At 70.3% G+C, this 19,543-nt stretch carries 21 protein-coding genes; 13 read left to right on the forward strand and 8 right to left on the reverse strand.

Annotated elements, in window-relative coordinates:
* Nucleotides 1-90: 90 nt before the first annotated feature.
* Both SLV14N_RS16585 and SLV14N_RS16590 read right to left on the reverse strand, forming a co-directional pair.
* Entirely contained in the window at nt 91-417 is a 327-nt protein-coding gene (locus SLV14N_RS16585) for a transcriptional regulator (protein WP_018093415.1), read from the reverse strand.
* A complete protein-coding gene (locus tag SLV14N_RS16590; protein ID WP_263269873.1) occupies nt 414-833 on the reverse strand; it encodes a hypothetical protein in 420 nt (139 codons plus the stop codon). Before SLV14N_RS16590 ends, SLV14N_RS16585 begins: the two co-directional genes overlap by 4 nt.
* A gap of 553 nt (nt 834-1,386) precedes the next feature.
* Here SLV14N_RS16590 and SLV14N_RS16595 point away from each other — a divergent pair.
* From SLV14N_RS16595 to SLV14N_RS16620, 6 genes are all read left to right on the forward strand, one after another.
* On the forward strand, nt 1,387-2,307 hold the full coding sequence (locus SLV14N_RS16595) for a putative protein N(5)-glutamine methyltransferase (protein WP_263269875.1): 921 nt from the start codon (nt 1,387-1,389) through the stop codon (nt 2,305-2,307).
* Nucleotides 2,308-2,444: 137 nt separating this feature from the next.
* A complete protein-coding gene (locus tag SLV14N_RS16600) occupies nt 2,445-3,368 on the forward strand; it encodes a maleylpyruvate isomerase N-terminal domain-containing protein (protein ID WP_263269876.1) in 924 nt (307 codons plus the stop codon).
* Entirely contained in the window at nt 3,355-4,254 is a 900-nt protein-coding gene (locus SLV14N_RS16605) for a GNAT family N-acetyltransferase (RefSeq protein WP_263269886.1), read from the forward strand. Before SLV14N_RS16600 ends, SLV14N_RS16605 begins: the two co-directional genes overlap by 14 nt.
* A gap of 277 nt (nt 4,255-4,531) precedes the next feature.
* Complete coding sequence (locus SLV14N_RS16610) at nt 4,532-4,978, forward strand: helix-turn-helix domain-containing protein (RefSeq protein ID WP_208681639.1); 447 nt, start codon at nt 4,532-4,534, stop codon at nt 4,976-4,978.
* A gap of 33 nt (nt 4,979-5,011) precedes the next feature.
* Nucleotides 5,012-5,662 (forward strand): hypothetical protein, encoded by a 651-nt coding sequence (locus tag SLV14N_RS16615; RefSeq protein ID WP_208681641.1) that lies wholly within the window; start codon nt 5,012-5,014, stop codon nt 5,660-5,662.
* A gap of 188 nt (nt 5,663-5,850) precedes the next feature.
* On the forward strand, nt 5,851-6,195 hold the full coding sequence (locus tag SLV14N_RS16620) for a DUF2516 family protein (protein ID WP_018093407.1): 345 nt from the start codon (nt 5,851-5,853) through the stop codon (nt 6,193-6,195).
* Between the two features lie 42 nt (nt 6,196-6,237).
* On the opposite strand, the gene SLV14N_RS16625 is transcribed toward SLV14N_RS16620, so the two are convergent.
* Both SLV14N_RS16625 and SLV14N_RS16630 read right to left on the reverse strand, forming a co-directional pair.
* Nucleotides 6,238-7,638, reverse strand: a complete 1,401-nt coding sequence (locus tag SLV14N_RS16625; protein ID WP_263269889.1) for a PP2C family protein-serine/threonine phosphatase — start codon at nt 7,636-7,638, stop codon at nt 6,238-6,240.
* A 297-nt stretch (nt 7,639-7,935) separates the two neighbouring features.
* Nucleotides 7,936-9,045: a C40 family peptidase gene (locus SLV14N_RS16630; protein WP_263269890.1), complete on the reverse strand. Its 1,110-nt coding sequence runs from the start codon at nt 9,043-9,045 to the stop codon at nt 7,936-7,938.
* Between the two features lie 415 nt (nt 9,046-9,460).
* On the opposite strand from SLV14N_RS16630, the gene pstS reads away from it, so the two are divergent.
* From pstS to pstB, 4 genes are all read left to right on the forward strand, one after another.
* Nucleotides 9,461-10,576, forward strand: a complete 1,116-nt coding sequence (pstS, locus tag SLV14N_RS16635) for a phosphate ABC transporter substrate-binding protein PstS (RefSeq protein ID WP_263269892.1) — start codon at nt 9,461-9,463, stop codon at nt 10,574-10,576.
* 137 nt (nt 10,577-10,713) lie between these two features.
* Nucleotides 10,714-11,712, forward strand: coding sequence for a phosphate ABC transporter permease subunit PstC (pstC, locus tag SLV14N_RS16640; RefSeq protein ID WP_263269894.1), 999 nt, complete (start codon nt 10,714-10,716; stop codon nt 11,710-11,712).
* On the forward strand, nt 11,709-12,788 hold the full coding sequence (pstA, locus tag SLV14N_RS16645; protein ID WP_208681648.1) for a phosphate ABC transporter permease PstA: 1,080 nt from the start codon (nt 11,709-11,711) through the stop codon (nt 12,786-12,788). The genes pstC and pstA overlap by 4 nt, the downstream gene beginning before the upstream one ends.
* Before the next feature lie 33 nt (nt 12,789-12,821).
* Nucleotides 12,822-13,598 (forward strand): phosphate ABC transporter ATP-binding protein PstB, encoded by a 777-nt coding sequence (gene pstB, locus SLV14N_RS16650; protein WP_018093401.1) that lies wholly within the window; start codon nt 12,822-12,824, stop codon nt 13,596-13,598.
* 211 nt (nt 13,599-13,809) lie between these two features.
* Here pstB and SLV14N_RS16655 read toward each other — a convergent pair whose 3' ends face one another.
* Both SLV14N_RS16655 and SLV14N_RS16660 read right to left on the reverse strand, forming a co-directional pair.
* Nucleotides 13,810-14,808 carry an inorganic phosphate transporter gene (locus SLV14N_RS16655; protein WP_208681650.1) on the reverse strand — a complete coding sequence of 333 codons (999 nt, stop codon included), beginning with the start codon at nt 14,806-14,808 and terminating at the stop codon, nt 13,810-13,812.
* 9 nt (nt 14,809-14,817) lie between these two features.
* A complete protein-coding gene (locus SLV14N_RS16660; RefSeq protein WP_026170326.1) occupies nt 14,818-15,438 on the reverse strand; it encodes a DUF47 domain-containing protein in 621 nt (206 codons plus the stop codon).
* Between the two features lie 194 nt (nt 15,439-15,632).
* On the opposite strand from SLV14N_RS16660, the gene SLV14N_RS16665 reads away from it, so the two are divergent.
* Nucleotides 15,633-16,049 (forward strand): metal-sensitive transcriptional regulator, encoded by a 417-nt coding sequence (locus SLV14N_RS16665; protein ID WP_208681652.1) that lies wholly within the window; start codon nt 15,633-15,635, stop codon nt 16,047-16,049.
* Nucleotides 16,050-16,064: 15 nt separating this feature from the next.
* On the opposite strand, the gene SLV14N_RS16670 is transcribed toward SLV14N_RS16665, so the two are convergent.
* Together SLV14N_RS16670 and SLV14N_RS16675 are read right to left on the reverse strand one after the other, a co-directional pair.
* A complete protein-coding gene (locus SLV14N_RS16670; RefSeq protein WP_127155378.1) occupies nt 16,065-16,283 on the reverse strand; it encodes a hypothetical protein in 219 nt (72 codons plus the stop codon).
* Nucleotides 16,284-16,428: 145 nt separating this feature from the next.
* Nucleotides 16,429-17,292 carry a hypothetical protein gene (locus SLV14N_RS16675; RefSeq protein WP_263269897.1) on the reverse strand — a complete coding sequence of 288 codons (864 nt, stop codon included), beginning with the start codon at nt 17,290-17,292 and terminating at the stop codon, nt 16,429-16,431.
* Nucleotides 17,293-17,465: 173 nt separating this feature from the next.
* Between SLV14N_RS16675 and SLV14N_RS16680 the strand changes: the two genes are divergently transcribed.
* Entirely contained in the window at nt 17,466-17,660 is a 195-nt protein-coding gene (locus SLV14N_RS16680) for a hypothetical protein (RefSeq protein WP_259670367.1), read from the forward strand.
* A 250-nt stretch (nt 17,661-17,910) separates the two neighbouring features.
* Nucleotides 17,911-19,530: an FAD-binding oxidoreductase gene (locus SLV14N_RS16685; RefSeq protein ID WP_263269899.1), complete on the forward strand. Its 1,620-nt coding sequence runs from the start codon at nt 17,911-17,913 to the stop codon at nt 19,528-19,530.
* The last annotated feature ends 13 nt before the right edge of the window (nt 19,531-19,543 follow it).

Consider the following 19,543-nt stretch of genomic DNA (forward strand, 5'->3'; position numbering starts at 1 on the left):
CCCGGAGCCGAGCCTGCCTGCCTGCCTGCCTGCCCAGCATCCTCACTACCCGTCAGCGGCCCTGCCATCTCTCCTCCCCTGTGTCCTCCGTCAGCCTCCGTCGGCTCCGTCTCCCGCTATTGCCCGGAGCGCCTGGCAGTGCGCGGCGAAGGCGGCGCGGCCGCCGGACGTCAGGGCGAGCCAGGTCCGCGGGCGCTTGCCGACGTACCCCTTGGTGACGGCGACATAGCCGGCCTTCTCCAGGGTGGCGACCTGCCGCGACAGGACCGAGTCACTCACCTCGACGGTGTCGCGGACGAAGGCGAACTCGGCCTTCTCGGCGGCCGCCAGGGTCGCCACGATGGAGAAGCGGACCGGGGCGTGGATCACCTCGTCGAGTTCGTGACGTGGATGTGCCCCGTGACGCGTTTCGGTCACCGTCGCGCCTCCATATAGCCGCCTATCAGCCCGGGAAGAGCCACCACCACTGCGCCGGGTACCCACCACGACGCGGCACCCTGATGCCAGATGGTTCCGGGGATCAGTACCGCGAGAAAGAGCAGCGCCCACGCCGTGATCAAGCCGGCATGCCGTCGCCCGAACCCACGCCGGGCAACACGCTGTCGGGCCGCGTAGACCGACAGTGCCACGATGGTCGCCACCCAGACGCCGGTGCCGATCGCCACCCCATACGGCGGGGCCAAAAGCCCGACGGACAGCACCATGACAGCGGCCGCGCAACCGTAGATCACTTGATACCGGACATACCACTTCGTGCCTTTCCGCACTGTCGAGCCCAGCTCCTGCGCTCGGGCCAGTGCGGCCGCCGCATCCCGTGAGGCGTACTCAGCCATGCGATTCCCCCTGAGTGTTGTTCTTCCGCTGCCGCGGTTTCCTTCTGGCGCTTTGCTTTTCCGTCTGGAGCCTCGGAGTCGTCACTCCGAATCCCCGGCTCGCGTGCTCGATCACCGAGTCGCAGCCCGGATGCTCCGAGCCGCCCCCCGACGTCCTGCATCCAGCGTGACAAGTACTTTCCAATCTGACAAGTACTTTCTGGTCAAGGAGAGTTGCGCCCTGAGACCGCGGTCCGCTGAGCCCGGGAGGCGGAGGAGGACAGCAGTCGCGGCGCAGCGGCCGCGCCACGCCATGCCATGCCATGTCTGTCTGTCTGTCTGTCTGTGCGTGCGTGCGGCCGCGCCATGTCCGTCTGTGCGCCGAGGCCCAGGTCAGGTACTGTGGCGCTCCCAGCAGTGAACGGACCGAGGAGGTGAGACCGATTCCCCGCCAGACCAGGCAGGCACTCCCGGCTCACGCCCGTGCGGTCCACCCGATGCAGGTGGCCGTCCGGCATAGGTGACCCGGGAAGCGCACTCGGCGCCCCGAAAGGCTCACATGTCGTCATCTCCGATGCCGTCCCCCTCATCAGCTCTTCCTTCTCCGCTCGCGGCCTCCCTCTCCGCCCCGCCCTCTCGCTCCACCCCGCACTCCCGCTCCGCCGCCATCGCCGAACTCCGCGCCGCCGGCTGTGTTTTCGCCGAGGACGAGGCGGATCTGCTCCTCTCCACCGCGCGCACGCCGGACGAACTCGCCGCTATGGTGGAGCGGCGTGTCATCGGCCTACCCCTGGAACATGTCGTCGGCTGGGCGGAGTTCTACGGGCTGCGGGTCATCGTCGACCCCGGCGTCTTCGTCCCGCGCCGCCGCACCGAATTCCTCGTGGGCCAGGCCGTCGGCCTCGGTCTCCGGGCTGCCGAACGCACCGGGCGGCCCCCGGTCGTCGTCGACCTGTGCTGCGGATCCGGCGCGGTGGGTGCCGTACTGGCCGATGCCCTGGGCCGGGTAGAGCTGTACGCGGCGGACATCGAGCCCGCAGCGGTGCGCTGCGCCCGCCGCAACGTCGTTCCCGCCGGGGGCGAGGTCTACGAGGGCGACCTCTTCGACGCGCTGCCCACCGGGCTCCGCGGCCGTATCGATGTCCTGGTGGCCAACGTTCCCTACGTACCGACAGAAGAGGTCGGGCTGCTGCCGCCCGAGGCCCGTGAGTACGAGCCGCTGGTGGCGCTCGACGGCGGCGCGGACGGGCTCGACGTCCTGCGACGGGTGACCGCGGCCGCGCCCCAGTGGCTGGCGCCAGGAGGCCATCTGCTGGTCGAGACGAGCGAACGGCAGGCCCGGCAGGCGGTCGAGGCCTTCACCCGCAACGGACTGCTCCCCACGGTGACCGACTCCGAGGAGCTCTACGCCACGGTCATCATCGGGACCCGGCCCGCGGAGGGGCACATAACAGCGGGCCGTCGCGCCAAGCAGGAGGTAGCGGGAGCCTCGTGACGAGCGGGAGGGTGGCGGTGCGGCGGTGCGGCGCACGAGTGTCGCACCGCCTGCCACGACCCGCCGCCCGCCACCCGCCACCCGCCGCCCGGGAAAAAGCGCTGGGATCCGGCCTGACGGCGCTCTACCGTGACGGCATGCCGTCGATGAGCTATGCCCGCTACTGTGCCGAAATCGTCGCTCAGACCGACCTGTTGAGGTCCCGCATCGAGGGCGCCGACCTGGCGACGCCCGTACCCACCTGCCCCGATTGGAACCTCGGCCAGCTGCTGTGGCATCTGGGCGGGGCACATCGCTGGGCGGAGACGATCGTCCGGACCCGGGCGGCGGAGCCCGTCTCCGACGAGCTGGTCAACGATGTCTCCGGCGCCACGGGCAAGGACCCCGCCGCGGTCGACGCCTGGCTCGCCGAGGGCGCCGGGCAACTGGCGGCCACACTGCGGGCGGCGGGCCCCCAAGCCCAGGTGTGGACCGTGGCTCCCGGTGGGACCCCGGAGTTCTGGGCCCGCCGTATGGTGCACGAGACGGTCGTCCACCGCGCCGACGCGACCTTCACGATCGCCGCGGCCTCCCCCGCTCCGCGTACCACCGCCCCCGCCGCCGGCGCTCCGGCCTTCACCCTCGCCCAAGAGGTCGCCATCGACGCCCTCGAGGAGTGGATGGGCTTCGCCTCGCTGCCGCTGGTCTTCGAGGCCAAGCCGGAGCTGCGCGATCTGATGTCCGAGGGCCGCACCCTCCACTTCCACGCCACCGACACCGCCCCGGAGACGGCCGCGGAATGGCTGGTCGGCCTCGACGGCGACACCCTCACCTGGAGTCGCACCCACGCCCGGGCCACCGTCGCCGTACGCGCCCCAGCGGCAGCAGCAGTAACGGCAACGACCGCAGCAACGGCATCGAGATCGTCGGAGACGTGCCGCTGCTCGATGCCTGGCTCGACGGCGTCAGCTTCTGGCTCAAGGAGTGAGGGCCGTGGCCACATGGCCCGGAGCAAGCGACATCGTCGATCGACCCACGCATCGTCAACCCAAGTGAGGCCAACTCCCCATGCAGCGCCATGAGTACACCGGTCCCGTGGCGCTGTGCGCCATGCAGAGTCTGGCCGGGCGCCTCTTTCCGGACACCGGCTACCGGCACATCGGGGACCTCGCCTGGGCCTGGTGTCTCGCCCTCGGCCGGGACGACGAGAACCCGACGGCCGTCTGGACGGACGGGGACGTGGGCGCGCCCGCTGCCGGGTCCCCCACCGCCCACCGGCCCCTGGCCTGGGCGTGGCTGGAGTTGCCGGGCACTCTGCAGTTCCAGGTCGACCCGGCGCACCCGGAGCTGGCCGACGAGGTGCTCGCCTGGGCGGCCGGGCGCACCGTGGGCGGCGCGCTGAGCGTGGAGGTCGCGGAGACCGAGCCGCATCTGCGGGCCGCGCTGGAGCGGCATGGCCTCACCCGTACGGACGGCGGGCCGTTCATGCTCGGTCTCGGCCGGTCGCTCACGGATCTGCCGGACGCGCCACCGCTGCCGGACGGCTACCGGATTCGCGCGCAGCAGAGCCGTGCGGAGGTGGCCGGCCGGGCGGCGGCCCACCGCGCCGCGTTCGGCTCGACGCGGGTGACCACCGAGCGCCATGCCCGGATGAGGGAAATCTGGCCGTACCGGGCCGAGTTCGACCTCGTCGCGGTGTCTCCTGCCGGCGAGGTCGCCGCCTACTGCCAGGGCTGGTACGACGCGGCCCTCGGCACCGGCGTGTTCGAGCCGGTCGGCACCCACCCCGAGCACCGCCGGCGCGGTCTGGCGCGCGCCGTCTGCCTCGCGGTGCTGCAGGCGTTCGCCGAGGCCGGCGGCCGGCGCGCCGTCGTCCAATGCCGGGGCGACGCCGAGTACCCCGTTCCCAAACGGCTCTACGAGTCCCTGGGCTTCACCCCGTACACGCGGACGCACACCTACGCCTGACCTGCACACCTACGTCTGCCCCGGGGCCACGGGCGTACGTCCGCCCCGGGACCAAAGGCCTGCCCGCTGCCCCGGGACTACGGGCCTACGTCCGCCCCGGGAGCACGGACGTGCGCGCGGCGGGCGTGACGATGCCCGCACCGGGCAGCCGATGGGCAGGGGGTACGGCGCCCGCCCGGCGGCTGAAACTCGCCCTCCCCATGGCCTCCCCACCCGACCAGAGCACTATTGCTAGCGCTTGCTTGCAATAGTTAGCACGGCGAGGCACCATCGGGGTATGGCATCACTCAACGTCGGCAACCTCGGCGAGTTCCTGCGGGAGCAGCGGCGCACCGCGCAGCTGAGTCTGCGGCAGCTCGCAGATGCCGCCGGGGTGTCCAACCCGTACCTCAGCCAGATCGAGCGCGGATTGCGCAAGCCGAGCGCGGAGATTCTGCAGCAGCTCGCCAAGGCGCTGCGGATATCCGCGGAGACCCTGTACGTCCAGGCCGGGATCCTGGACGAGCGGCGCGGTCTGGACGGGGTCGAGGTGCAGACCGCGATACTCACCGACCCGGCGCTGAACGAGCGGCAGAAGCAGGTCCTGCTGCAGATCTACGAGTCCTTCCGCAAGGAGAACGGGCTCGGGAACGGCGGCAAGGACGCCGCTGCGAGCGGACATGAGGACGGGCGCGGCACGGACTCCCTCGAGACAGAGGCCGACGGCGGCCCGCACGCCACCTGAGCAACCGATTTCGTTTCCAGGAGGAACAACGTCATGGCCATCAACACCGATGACCTCCGCAAGGCCCTGACCGACGCGACCCCGCTGTACGCCCTGGCCGGCACCGTCGACCTGGCTGCCGAGAAGCTCGGCGAGGTCCCGCAGTTCGTCGAGAAGATCCGGGTCGAGGCGCCCAAGCGCTTCGAGTCCGTACGCAGCACCGACCCCAAGGACGTCCAGGCCCTGGTGAGCAAGCAGGCCAAGGACGCCAAGGAGAAGCTGACCGAGCTGCTGGGCTCGCTCGACGGCGACATCAAGAAGGTCCGGGACCAGGCGCAGGAGCTGGCGCTGCAGGGCGTGGGCCGGGCCGCCGAGGCCGTCGTCCGGACCCGCGAGGGCTACGAGGAGCTCGCCGAGCGCGGCCGGGGCGCCGTGGCGACCTGGCGCGGCGAGGCCGCCGAGCAGGTCGAGGACCTCGCGGTGGCGATCGAGCCGGAGCCGGCGCACAAGCCTTCGCAGAAGCCCGCGCAGAAGCCGGCGAACAAGAGCGGCACGAAGCCCCAGGCCGCCAACGGGATCAAGGCCGAGACCAAGGCCACCCCCTCGACGCAGCCCAAGCCGGCCGCGCCGAAGAAGCCCGTCGCGCAGCGCAAGCCGGCACCGGCGGCGCCGACGAAGAAGAGCACCCCGCCGTCCGCCAAGTGACTGCGGAGCGCACGAGGTGAGGGGGCTGTGAGCTCGCTCACCCGGCGCCGGGGGCGCCGATTCACCGCATGGGCCGGGCACACTTCAGGTGCCCGGCCCGTTGTGCGGGTACGGTGGGGCCGCATGGGCGGCCGACGGCCGCAGCAGTGGACCGAGACGACACGACTGGCGAACGGGCGGTGTAGGGCGTGCTGATTTACGGGTTCCAGAGCATTCTGAGCTGGGTGCAGCTCGCCCTGGGCGTCTATGCCGCGGTGATGCTGATCGATGCGGCCGTGCGCCGTGAGGACGCCTACCGCGCCGCGAGCAAGCAGACCAAGGGCATGTGGCTGATCTTCCTCGCCCTGGCCACGGCGCTGCTGTTCATTCTCCCGATCATGTCGTTCCTGCCGGTCATCGGCGTGATCGCAGTGATCGTCTACACGGTCGACGTCCGGCCCGCGCTCCGGGAGGTCTCCGGCGGTGGCCGCGGCCCGCGCCGTGGGGGCTCCAGCTCGGACGGGCCGTACGGGCCCTACAACGGCGGGCGCTGAGCCGCACCAGGCCTGCGGGCCCCCGCTGGACCCGCGGCTCCGTCAGCGCCGGTCCAGCAGCAGTACGGCCACGTCGTCCGTCAGCTCGCCGCCGTTCAGATCGCGGACCTCCCTGACCGACGCGTCCAGCAGCTCCTCACCGCTGAGACCGGCCGCCATCTGCCGGCTGACCAGTTCGGTCATGCCTTCCTGGCCGAGGCGCTGGTTGCCCTTGCCGATCCGGCCCTCGATCAGGCCGTCGGTGTACATCATCAGGCTCCAGGCGCCGCCCAGCTCGACCTGCCGGCGCGGCCAGCGGGCGTGCGGGAGCAGACCGAGCGCCGGGCCGCCGAATTCGTACGGCAGCAGCTGCGGGTCCTCGCCGGCCCGGGCCAGCAGCGGAGCGGGGTGGCCGGCCAGGCACAGACCGGCGCGGCGTCCGTCCGCGGAGATGTCGACGGTGCACAGCGTCGCGAAGATCTCGTCGTCCGCGCGCTCGTGCTCCAGCACCTTCTGGAGGGTGGCGAGCAGCTCGTCGCCGCAGAGTCCGGCGAAGGTCAGCGCGCGCCAGGCGATCCGCAGCTCGACGCCGAGGGCGGCCTCGTCGGGGCCGTGGCCGCAGACGTCGCCGATCATCGCGTGGACGGTGCCGTCCGGGGTGCGGACGGTGTCGTAGAAGTCGCCGCCGAGCAGCGCGCGGCTGCGGCCGGGGCGGTAGCAGGCGGCGAACCGGAGGTCGGAGCCGTCCAGCAGGGGCGTGGGCAGCAGACCGCGCTCCAGGCGGGCGTTCTCCTGGGCGAGCATCCGCGACTCGGTCAGCTGGCGCTGGGCGAGATCGGCGCGTTTGCGCTCGACGGCGTAGCGGACCGCGCGGCTGAGGACCGCGCCGTCCAGCTCGTCGCGGAAGAGGTAGTCCTGGGCACCGACGCGGACGGCGTCGGCGGCGCGCTCGGCGTCCGTCTCGTAGGTGAGGACGAGGACGGCGTGCGAGGTCGCCATGCGCAGGACGTCACGCAGCATGCCCAGCTCGTCGCCGGGGGCGCCGGCGTCGCCGCTGTCACGGTCTGTGGTGCGCTCCGCCGGGGGCAGGTCGAGCAGGATGCAGTGCACATCGTCGGTGAGCAGCCGCTCGGCCTCGGTGAGGTTGCGGGCGGTGCGCAGGCGCACCTTGCGGCCCGCCCAGTCCCACATCTCGGGGACATGGCTGTTGGGGTCCTCGCCGATGAGGAGCAGGGTCAGGCCCTGGTGCAGCGGTCCGTGGTCGGCCGAAAGTCGCTGTTCGGCCGCCTGGGGCTGTCCGGGCTCCGGAAAGCCCTGCGGCGCCGGGGCGCTCGTGCCCTGGGCCGTGGCGTCCCCCGCGCCCGGCGCGTCGGCGACCCGCGCGGTGTCCGCGCAGGCGTCGTCCGCCGGTCCTGCCTGATGCGGCAGCACGACCGTCCGCTGGTGCGGTACGGGTACGGGCATTGGTCTGCTTCCTTCCCTCCCCCCGAGGGGTGCGATGGGCACCGACGGCGCACCACCGTGCCCGGCTCCACACCGCTCGTCGGTCAGTTGAGTGAGGCGCACACCGGGCACTGACAGGCGACCATAGCGTCAGTACGGAGAGGTTTGGAATGCCCGGCGGCAATCGGCCATCGTCATATGCCGCACCCGATAAGCCTTTTGACCTGGGGAGGGCGGAATGCGGAATGACGAACATCACCCCGCATGAGTGCATTCAGCTACGCCACGACAACCCTCAGATAGCAAACAATCCGGTCATTATTCGTCCGTGTGATGCGCGCCATCACCGCCGGCCGCACCGTCGGGGCGGACGACACCGAGGATCGGCATGGAGCCGGCGCCGGTGATCGTCACCTGCCGGCCGGGCCGCGGCGCATGCACCATTGCGCCGTCACCGAGATACATCCCGACATGGCTGGCATCCGAGAAATAAATGATCAGATCGCCCGGCCGCATATCCCTGAGGCCGACGCGGGGCAGCTGCCGCCACTGCTCCTGCGAGGTCCGCGGAATCGTCCGGCCACCGGCCTGCCAGGCCCGCAGGGTCAGCCCGGAGCAGTCGAAGGTGTCCGGCCCCTCGGCGCCCCACACGTAATCCTTGCCGAGCTGTGCGGTGGCGAAGGTAATCGCCTTCTTGCCGGCCGCCGAGGCTTTGTTGCTGATGTCATTCAGGACACCGGAGTCGAGCCACTTCTGCTGCCGCTTGAAGGCCTGCTCGTCCTCCAGCTTCTTCAGCCGGTCCTTTTCCTTGGTGGCCAGCCGGGATTCCAGCTTCTTCGCCTCGTCGATCTTTTTCTTGATGTCCCGCTGGGCGCTTTCCTTCTTCTTGCGGTTCGCCTCCAGCTGCTCCCAGCGGTCCGTCGCGGAGTCCGAATAGCTCTCCAAGTCACCCTTGAGGCGGGCCAGTTGACGGATCACACGCTTGGCGGCGAACTCTCCCTTACGGGCCAGAGTGGCATTGTCGAGAAAGCCTTCCGGGTCGGCGTCGAGCATCAGCTTCGCCTCGGAGGGCAGCCCGCCGCCGCGGTACTGGGCGCTGGCCAGCGAGCCCGCCTGCCGCTTGAGGGCGGCCAGCTTGCGCTGGGTGCTGTCGATGCTGCGCGCCAGCCTGACGATCTCCTTCTGCTGGAGCTCGACCTGTTCCTCGGCGGCGTTGTAGGCGTCGGTGGCCTGCTCGGCCTTGCGGTAGAGGGCGTCGATCTTCTTGCGTACACCGTCGAGGCGGCGGGCGTCGGCGTCCGCGGCGGCCGCGGAGTCCCCGGCCCGCCGTGCGTCCGCGGCCGGGTTCTTCGGGTCGTCGGCGTAGGCGGCCGTCGCCGTACTGCCGAGCAGCCCCATCGCGCACAGGACGACGGCGGTGCATGCCACCAGGCGGCCGCCCCTTACGCCCCTTACCCCCCGCATGCCTCGTACGTCCCGAACGTCCTGCCGTGCCCCCTGGCTCCCCACCAGCCACCTCCGGTCGTTCCGCACCGATTCGCGTCTCCCAGGCGCGGATGCTGCCATACCGACGGGTAATTCAACAGGGTGACGGGCCGTTTCGCACGGGTCTGCGAGCGGTTCTCCCCCCGCACCCAGCCGATGGCCGAGGTTCACCCTGCGTTCACTCTCCTCCATCGGCCGCTTCACCTGATCTACCTAATTTCAGCCGTACCGAGTGCGCGTCATGCCCTCAGAGCAAGCGCGACACGGCTAGCTGGCATCGCAGACCGCGACAGCCAATGCCCCGCTCACCACCTCGCACGCCGACGAAGCGGCGCGCCCCAGGAAGGAACTCTCGACAGTGAAGCTTCAGCGCAAGAACCGGGTTCGCGCCCTCGCCGTTGGCGCTCTCGCCGTCACCGGTGCCCTGGCCCTGTCCGCGTGCGGCTCCGACGACACCACCGGTGCCGGTGGCGGTGGCGCCGCCAAGCCGTCGAACATCAAGTGCGACGGCAAGGGCAAGCTGCTTGCCTCCGGCTCGTCGGCGCAGAAGAACGCCATGGACGTCTGGGTGCAGAACTACTCGGGTGCCTGCAAGGACACCGAGATCAACTACCAGCCCACGGGCTCCGGCGCCGGCGTCACCACCTTCCTGCAGGGCCAGACCGCGTTCGCCGGCTCCGACTCGGCCCTCAAGCCCGACGAGGTCACCAAGTCGAAGAAGGTCTGCAAGGGCGGCCAGGCCGTCGACCTGCCGATGGTCGGCGGCCCGGTCGCGGTCGGCTACAACGTGCCGGGTGTCGACAACCTGGTGCTGGACGCCAAGACCCTGTCGAAGATCTTCAACTCGGAGATCAAGAAGTGGAACGACCCGGCGATCAAGCAGCTGAACCCGGACGCGAAGCTCCCGGACCTCAAGATCCAGCCGTTCCACCGCTCCGACGACTCGGGCACCACCGACAACTTCACCAAGTACCTCAAGGCCGCCGGTGGCTGGAAGCACGAGCCGGCGAAGAAGTGGGAGGGCGAGGGCGGCCAGGCGGCCTCCGGCTCGGCCGGCGTCTCCTCGCAGGTCAAGCAGACCAGCGGTGCGATCTCCTACTTCGAGCTGTCGTACGCCACGGCGAGCAAGATCCCGACGGCCAAGCTGGACACCGGCGCCAAGGAGCCGGTCGAGGCCACCGTCGACAACGCCTCCAAGGCCATCTCCGAGGCCACGCAGGTCGGCAAGGGCGATGACCTGGCCCTGAAGCTCAACTACAACACCAAGGCCGAGGGCGCCTACCCGATCACCCTGGTGACGTACGAGATCGCCTGCAACAAGGGCAACAAGGCCGAGACGCTGCCCGCCACCAAGTCCTTCCTGACCTACATCGCCAGCAAGGACGGCCAGAGCGCCCTCAAGGAGCTCGGCTACGCCCCGCTGCCCACCGAGATCGCCGACAAGGTCCGCGCGACCGTCGCCAAGATCTCCTGACCTACCGGGCGGCGGCCCACACACCGCCGTACGGTCCACAAAGGGGGCCCCTTCACCAGGGCCCCCTTCGGGCCGCCGCCCGTCCGGTGCACCGCCGCGCCAGGAGCCCTCACCCGGCTCCGCAGACCGGAGAACCCATGAATACACCCTCCTCCACGACCGACACCCCGCCTCCGCCACACCACAACGGCCCCTCCGCCATATCGGGCAAGGCGGTCCGTCCCGGTGACCGGATTTTCCTCGGGCTCTCCCGGGGCTCCGGAATCGCCCTGCTGGTGATCATGGCCGCCATCGCGGTCTTCCTCACCTACCGCTCCGTGCTCGCCATCTCCGGCGACAAGGCCAACTTCTTCACCACGCTCGACTGGAACGCCACCGGTCTGGAGCCGAAGTTCGGCATCGCGGTCCTCGCCTTCGGCACCGTCGTCAGCTCCATCGTCGCGATGGTCATCGCGGTCCCGGTCGCGGTCGGCATCGCGCTGTTCATCTCGCACTACGCCCCGCGCCGGCTGTCCTCGACGCTCGGCTACGTCATCGACCTGCTCGCCGCGGTGCCCAGCATCATCTACGGCCTGTGGGGCGCGCTCTTCCTCGTCCCGCATCTGACCGGCCTCTACACCTGGCTGGACGACTACCTCGGCTGGACCGGCATCTTCGAATACGGCGGCGGGGCGGCCCGTTCGCTGTTCACCGTCGGCATCCTGCTCGCGATCATGATCCTGCCGATCGTGACCAGCGTCAGCCGCGAGGTGTTCCTCCAGGTCCCGAAGATGCACGAGGAAGCCGCGCTGGCCCTCGGCGCCACCCGCTGGGAAGTCATCCGGATGTCGGTGCTCCCCTTCGGCCGCTCCGGAATCATCAGCGCCTCCATGCTGGGCCTGGGCCGTGCGCTCGGCGAGACGATGGCCGTCGCCACGGTCCTCTCGCCCAGCTTCCTCATCAACGCCAGCCTGCTCGACCCGGGCGGCGGCACGTTCGCCCAGAACATCGCCAGCAAGTTCAGCGAGGCCGATCAGTTCGGCCAGGACGCCCTGATCGCCTCCGGTCTCGTCCTCTTCGTGATCACGCTGCTCGTCAACGGCGCGGCCCGCCTGATCATCGCCCGTCGCAAGGAGTACTCGGGAGCCGCTGCATGAGCATCACCACCGACCGCCCCGCGGTCTCCAACGGCGGCAGCCCGCTTCCGGTCTCCCTCAAGCAGGCCCGGCTGCCGCGCTGGTCCCCGCCGGTCATCGCGCTGGCCGCGGCCGGCGCCGGCTGCGGCATCGGCCTGGGCGCCGGCCTGGACAGCACGGTCCAGTGGGGCCTGATCGCCGCCCTGCTGTTCATCCTCGGCTCCTTCGCGCTGGCCGCGGCCGTCGAGGGCGCCCGGCAGGCCAAGGACCGGCTGGCCACCAGCCTCGTCTGGACGGCCTTCCTGATCGCCGTCATCCCGCTGGCCTCCCTCCTGTGGGAGACCGTCAGCCGCGGTACCAAGGTCCTGGACGTCTACTTCCTGCAGCACTCGATGGGCACCACCCCGGACGCGCTGCCCGGCGGCGGTATCTACCACGCGATCATCGGCACCCTGGAGCAGGTCGGCCTGGCCACCCTGATCGCCGCGCCGATCGGTCTGCTCACCGCGATCTACCTCGTCGAATACGGACGCGGCCGGCTCGCCCGGGCCGTCACCTTCTTCGTCGACGTGATGACCGGTATCCCGTCGATCGTGGCCGGCCTGTTCATCCTCTCCGTGTGGATCCTGATCCTCGGCTTCGGCCCGTCCGGCTTCGCCGGCGCGATGGCACTGGCGATCCTGATGATGCCGGTCGTCGTCCGCTCCACCGAGGAGATGCTCAAGCTCGTCCCGAACGAGCTGCGCGAGGCCTCGCTGGCCCTCGGCGTGCCCAAGTGGCGCACCATCCTCAAGGTCGTCCTGCCCACGTCGATCGGCGGCATCACCACCGGTGTGATGCTCTCCATCGCACGCATCACCGGGGAGACCGCCCCCGTGCTCCTCCTGGTGTGGGGCGCGAAGACGATCAACAACAACCCCTTCGAAGATGCCCAGCAGTCACTTCCGCTCTACGTTTTCCAACAGTGGCAGCAGGGTTCCGAGGCCTCGTACGACCGCGCCTGGGCCGCGGCACTTGTCCTCATCGCCTTCGTCATGATCCTCAACCTGGTGGCCCGCGGCATCGCCCGCTGGAAGGCCCCCAAGTCCGGCCGCTGACCAAGCCGCCAACAGAAAGAAGCAGTGATTTCCATGGCCAAGCGAATCGACGTCAGCGGCCTCTCCGCGTACTACGGCAGCCACAAGGCCATCGACGACATCTCGATGACCGTCGAGCCGCGCTCCGTCACGGCCTTCATCGGCCCGTCCGGCTGCGGCAAGTCGACGTTCCTGCGCACCCTGAACCGTATGCACGAGGTCACCCCCGGCGGCCGCGTCGAGGGCAAGGTGATGCTGGACGACGAGAACCTCTACGGCTCCGGGGTCGACCCGGTCGCCGTCCGCCGCACCGTCGGCATGGTCTTCCAGCGCCCCAACCCGTTCCCCACGATGTCGATCTTCGACAATGTCGCGGCCGGTCTGCGGCTGAACGGCTCGTACAAGAAGAGCGAGCTCAAGGACGTCGTCGAGAGGTCCCTCAAGGGCGCCAACCTCTGGAACGAGGTCAAGGACCGGCTGAACAAGCCCGGCTCCGGCCTGTCCGGCGGCCAGCAGCAGCGGCTGTGCATCGCCCGCGCCATCGCGGTCGAACCGCAGGTCCTGCTGATGGACGAGCCCTGCTCGGCGCTCGACCCGATCTCCACCCTCGCCATCGAGGACCTGATCGGCGACCTCAAGGAGCGCTTCACGATCGTCATCGTGACGCACAACATGCAGCAGGCCGCCCGTGTGTCGGACCGTACGGCGTTCTTCAACCTCGCCGCCGTCGGCCAGCCCGGCAAGCTGATCGAGATCGACGAGACCGAGCGGATCTTCTCCAACCCGTCGGTCCAGGCCACGGAGGACTACATCTCCGGCCGCTTCGGCTGAGCGGCGAGCGCGGCCCGGCCGCTTCGGCCGGGCCGCCCCCACCCACGTCCTGCGGTGCTGCATGGCGGTGCCACCGCAAGACGAAGGGCCCGCCCCCACTTCCCGGGGGGCGGGCCCATTTGCTGTGCTCGGAGGTGCAGTGCCGGCCGTCCTCAGGCCGGCGGGCCGGTGCTCCGTGGCCCGGCCGGTGGCCGCGGCCGGCAGCCGTCCGTCAGCCGAACACCAGCTCCACGACCCAGTACGAGAGCGCCGCGAACAGCGCCGCGGCCGGCATCGTGATGAACCAGCCCATCACGATGTTCTTGGCGACGCCCCAGCGCACCGCGCGGGTGCCCTTGGTCGAGCCCACGCCCATGATCGCGGAGGTGATGACATGGGTGGTGGAGATCGGCGCGTGGAACATGAACGACGCGGTGTACATGACCGAGGCGGCCGTGGTCTCCGCGGCGAAGCCCTGCGGCGGGTCCAGCTCGATGATCCGGCGGCCCAGGGTGCGCATGATGCGCCAGCCGCCCGCGTACGTACCGAGCGACAGGGTGATCGCACAGGCCAGCTTGACCCAGAGCGGGATGGCCGCGTTCTGATCCTCGACATCGGCGATGACCAGGGCCATCACCACGATGCCCATCGTCTTCTGGGCGTCCTGCAGACCGTGGCCGAGCGCCATGCCCGCGGCGGACACCGTCTGGGCTATGCGGAAGCCGCGCTTGGCCTTGTGCGGGTTGGACTTACGGAACATCCAGAGGATGAGGACCATCACCAGGTAGCCGAGCACCAGGCCGATGACGGGCGAGATGAACATCGGCAGGACGACCTTCTCGACCACCCCGGACCAGATCACGGTGGTGCCGCCGGCGAGGGCCGCACCGACCATGCCGCCGAAGAGGGCGTGCGAGGACGACGACGGCAGGCCGAAGTACCAGGTGACGAGGTTCCAGACCACCGCGCCGAGCAGCGCGGCGAAGAGGATGCCCATCCCCTTGCTGCCGTGGGGAGTGGAGATCAGCCCCTCGCTGACCGTCTTGGCGACCCCGCTGCCCAGGAAGGCACCGGCGAGGTTCATCACCGCGGCCATCGCCAGCGCCGCCCGCGGGGTCAGCGCCCGCGTCGACACCGAGGTCGCGATGGCGTTCGCGGAGTCGTGGAAGCCGTTGGTGTAGGTGAAACCGAGCGCGACCGCAATGGTCACGACGAGCGCGAAGGTGTCCATGAGAGGCGCTCAGGACTCCTTGACCGCGATGGTCTCGACGGTGTTGGCGACATGCTCGAAGGCGTCCGCCGCCTCTTCCAGGATGTCCACGATCTGCTTGAGCTTGAGGACCTCGATGGCGTCGTACTTGCCGTTGAAGAGGTGCGCCAGCAGCTTGCGGTGGATCTGGTCGGCCTGGTTCTCCAGGCGGTTGACCTCGATCCAGTACTCGGTGAGGTTGGTCATGGTCCGCAGATGCGGCATGGCCTCGGCGGTCAGCTCGGCCGCCCGCGCCAGCACCTCGATCTGCTGGTCGACGCCCTTGGGCAGCTCCTCCACCTTGTAGAGGACGACCAGATCGACGGCCTCCTCCATGAAGTCCATGATGTCGTCGAGCGACGAGGCGAGGTTGTAGATGTCCTCGCGGTCGAACGGCGTGATGAACGAGGAGTTCAGCTGGTGAAAGATCGCGTGGGTCGCGTCATCACCCGCGTGCTCCGCCGCCCGCATGCGTTCGGCGATCTCTGCCCGGGCTGAGGCGTCCGCCCCGAGCAGTTCCATCAGGAGCTTGGAGCCCGTGACGATGTTGTCCGCGGAGGCGGCGAACATGTCGTAGAAGCTCGTCTCCCTGGGGGTCAGACGAAAGCGCACGTGAAATCCTCGGGGTGCATCGGATTCGGTCGAGTTGATGCTAGGCGCATCATCCAGCCACTGCTAACCGGCATTCCTTCAGTGTCGCCCATCGTGCAGCATGCTCTGCACGGGGTACCACAGGTGCCCGCAAAGTTCGGTACCATATACCCACCAGGGGTATATAGATCGCCTAGATACCACGGGAGACGGCCATGACGACCACGGACGCCGACACCAGCGGCAGCACCGCAGCCGCCGCGGCCTGCCACCCCCCGCAGCCGGCCCCCGACCCCCGAAGCGAAGTTCAAACCGTGACCGATCACGCAGAGACTTCACCGGCAGCCGGTGTGCACGGCTACGCAAAGCAGAAAGACGCACACATCAAGCGACTGCGGCGGATCGAGGGCCAGATCCGCGGACTGCAGCGGATGCTCGAAGAAGATGTCTACTGCATCGACATACTCACCCAGGTCTCGGCGAGCACCAAGGGCCTGCAGTCCTTCGGCCTCCAGCTCCTGGAGGAGCATCTGCGGCACTGCGTCGCCGACGCGGCCGTCAAGGGCCCCGAGGCCATCGACGCCAAGGTGCAGGAGGCCACCAAGGCCATCGAGCGGATGCTGCGCACCTGAGCCGGCCGGCCGTGACTAGCCGGGGCAGCGTCCGGCGGTTCCGCGCCGGGGCGGCACCCGGTCCGCGCGGTCGCCGTCCTCCCCGTCGACCTCCAGCACCTCGTCGATACGGTCCGGGCTGAGCCGATCCTCGCTCGCGGCCGCTGCCGCGATCATCAACTCACCGGTCAGGTCGATCTCGACGAGGGCTACGTGGTCCTGGACCGTCGTAGGGCGGTGTCCGGCCACGTACAACACCTCCTCCTTCGAGCGCCTTCCCACGCCTGGGGTGGTTACCGCAAGCCTAGGGACGGGCGCACACTCCGCGCATGGCACGGATGGACCATTTCCGCCATCCGGCACACGCCCCCGTCACATGCCCTGCCCGCGGCGCCCGGCCTCATGGCGTGGGCGAAGCGATCTTCCCCGCGTAGATGTCACGTTCATCCGGCAGCCGCACCGCGACCTTCGTCCCGAAACCGGACAGTTCCGTCGTGGAGGTCACCGAAGCCCCTTTCGGCGCACCGTTGGCGAAGCGGAACCACTGGCGCACCTTGCGCAGCCGCCCGGCCTCGTCCAGATACGCGTCGAACGGCACCTCGTCGGTGGTGAAGCCGTCCTCCGCGGCGATCAGCGCGGGTCTTGAGCGCGGCGACGCCGCCGCGGCGGCCGCCCCGATGTCCGTCGTCCCGCGGTAGTGCCGCACCCGGACACCGTCCAGCCACTCCTCGCCCTGATACGTCACCGCCCGTGCGCCGCGCAGCAGTTCGGCGGCGGCCAGCGGATCGGTCGCGCCGCCGGTGACCAGATTCCCGTCGGCCAGCGAGGCGGTGGCCACCCGTACCCATTTGTCGGCGGGCACCCCGGCCCCGCGGTTCTTCATGTACAGCGCACCGGGCGCGAGGATCTCCGTGATCGGCTGATGACCGCCGCTGGGCCTGCCCGCCGGGTCGGGGAGCACGACCCGCAGCCGCCCGGTGCTGGTGGCGAAGTCGTAGCCGCCGGTGCCGCGGATCGCGACGCGGGTGCCGCCGCTCGCGGTCTCCATGGACGTGCGGACCGTGGCGGAGCCGGCCCGCACCAGGGCGTCGGCGCTGCCCCGGACCTCCGCGGCGGCGGGGGCGGCCCGGCCGGACGGCTCCTGGTCGTCGGCCGCGGCGCCTTCCGGGGAACAGCCCGAGGTCAGCAGCCCGACCGCCAGACCCGTCCCGCACGCCATGGCCACGGCGACCGTGCCACCGCCTCGCCTGTCCTGCACCACCATCGCGTACGAGCCCCCTCGGCCGCTGTCTTCGGGAACGGCCTGGGCCGGCCGGTCCGCTCGGGAGGGTCGGACGTTCCGCCGGCGCCGCATCTGACGTTCCGTCGACCGTTCCGTTCAACGACCGTCAAGGGGGCTCGTCACGCAAGGCCACCTGGGGCGCGTAGCGTGACGGGGTGCCCCACCGAGCTCCCCATGCGACCTCCACCACCGAACGCGGCGCCTTCTGCACGGCCCGCTGTAGCTGCGGCTGGCGGGGGCCGGCCCGTCGGGCCCGCTCACAGGCGCGTACGGACGCGGAGCGCCATCTGGCCGATGCCGAGGCCGGATCCGATACCGGTGAGGACGGAACCGGGCGCCCCCTGGAATGAGCGAGTCCGTTCCGGGAACCCCTCACGCCCCTCCCGCATCTGCCTAGTCAGGGAAGCAACGGCACCGCGCCGGTAACGGACTTCAGGGACGGCACCGGACAGCGCGGAGCATTACCGGGCACAGCGGTACGTGAGGGCAGCGCGTCGCCGCACCCGTCCGGTGCGAATTCCCCGCACGCGCCCCGTGACGACCGGCCGGGTCATCGGCAGGCGGGGCAGGACCGTACGACATCGAGGGGGATTCATCCCAGTGAAGCGGCGCACACTCCTGCAGGCCGGCGGCGGACTGGCGGCGACCTCGGTCGCCTTGGCCACCGGCTGCGACAACAAGACCGGCAAGGCGGGCGCGGCGTCCTCCGGTGCCGCCACGGAGACCGCGGCCGGCGCCGGCGCGGCACAGACCAATGCGGCGGCCGCCGCCGGGGGCGGCGCCAAGGGCCGGGCCTCCCAGTCCTCCTGGACCGCGCTGGGCAAGAGCCTGGACGGCAAGCTGGTGCGCGCCTCCGACGCCGCCTACGCGACCGCCCGGCGCCTCTACAACACCCGCTACGACACGCTGAAGCCGTCGGCCATCGCCTATGTGAAGCATCCGGCGGACATCGCCGAGTGCCTCTCCTTCGCCCGGCGGTACGACACCCCGGTCGCCATCCGCAGCGGCGGCCACTCCTACGCGGGCTGGTCCAGCGGCAACGGCAAGCTCATCATCGACGTCTCCGCCCTCTCCAAGGTCGGCGCGCCGTCCGGCGGCACCACCCGCATCGGCGCCGGCGCCAAGCTCATCGACGTCTACGAGGGCCTCGGGGCGCACGGCGTGACGATACCCGGGGGCTCCTGCCCCACCGTCGGCATATCCGGCCTCACCCTCGGCGGCGGCCACGGTGTGGTCTCCCGCGCCTACGGGCTGACCTGCGACAGCCTCGTCGGCGCCACCCTGGTCACGGCGGACGGCAAGACCGTCGACTGCGACAGGAAGCAGCACGCCGACCTCTTCTGGGCGCTGCGCGGCGCCGGCAACGGCAACTTCGGCGTGGTCACCGAGCTCCGCTTCCGTACGCACCCGGCGCCGCGCGCGGTGATGGCGTACCTGACCTGGCCGTGGGCCAAGGCGGCGAAGGTCGTGGCGTCCTGGCAGAAGTGGGGGCCGGTGCAGGCCGACGAGATATGGTCCGCGTGCCATCTCGACGCGCGCCCCGGCAACACCCCGTCCGTCTCCGTCGCCGCCTTCTCCCTGGGCGGCTACCGCGAGCTGCAGAACGCCCTCGACAAGCTCGCCGACCAGCCGGGCGGCCCCGGCCCCGCCAAGAGCGTCCGTCTGACGCCGACCGGCTACCTGGACGCGATGGAGTCCTATGCGGGCTGCTCGACCAAGTCCACCGCGCAGTGCCATATGCCGGGTTCGCTGCCCGGCCAGACCGGTGCCGGCCAGCTGGGCCGCGAGACCTACGCCGCCCGCTCGCACTTCTTCGACAGCTCACTGTCCGCGACCGGTATCCGCACGCTGATGGACCAGATCGAGGCGGGCGGCCGCAAGGGCGTCAGCGGGAATGTGGCGCTGACGGCACTGGGCGGCGCGATCAACCGCGTCGGGCGCACCGACACCGCCTTCGTCCACCGCGGCTCGAAGTTCCTCGCCCAGTACCTGACGTCCTGGCCGGCGAACGGCTCGTCCGGCACGCGCACAGCGTGGCTGAATTCCTTCCATGACGCGATGCGCCGGCACTCCTCGGGCGCCGCCTACCAGAACTACACCGACCCGGGCCTCACCAACTGGAAGTCCGCCTACTACGGCGCCGCCGCCACCCGGCTCGCCGAGGTCAAGCGGACCTACGACCCGCAGCGGCTGTTCAGCACCTTCCCCCAGGCGCTCTGAGACCGCCCCGCAC

It is taken from the genome of Streptomyces sp. Je 1-4 4N24 (assembly GCF_026239515.1).
GTDB classification, from domain to species: Bacteria; Actinomycetota; Actinomycetes; order Streptomycetales; family Streptomycetaceae; genus Streptomyces; species Streptomyces nigrescens.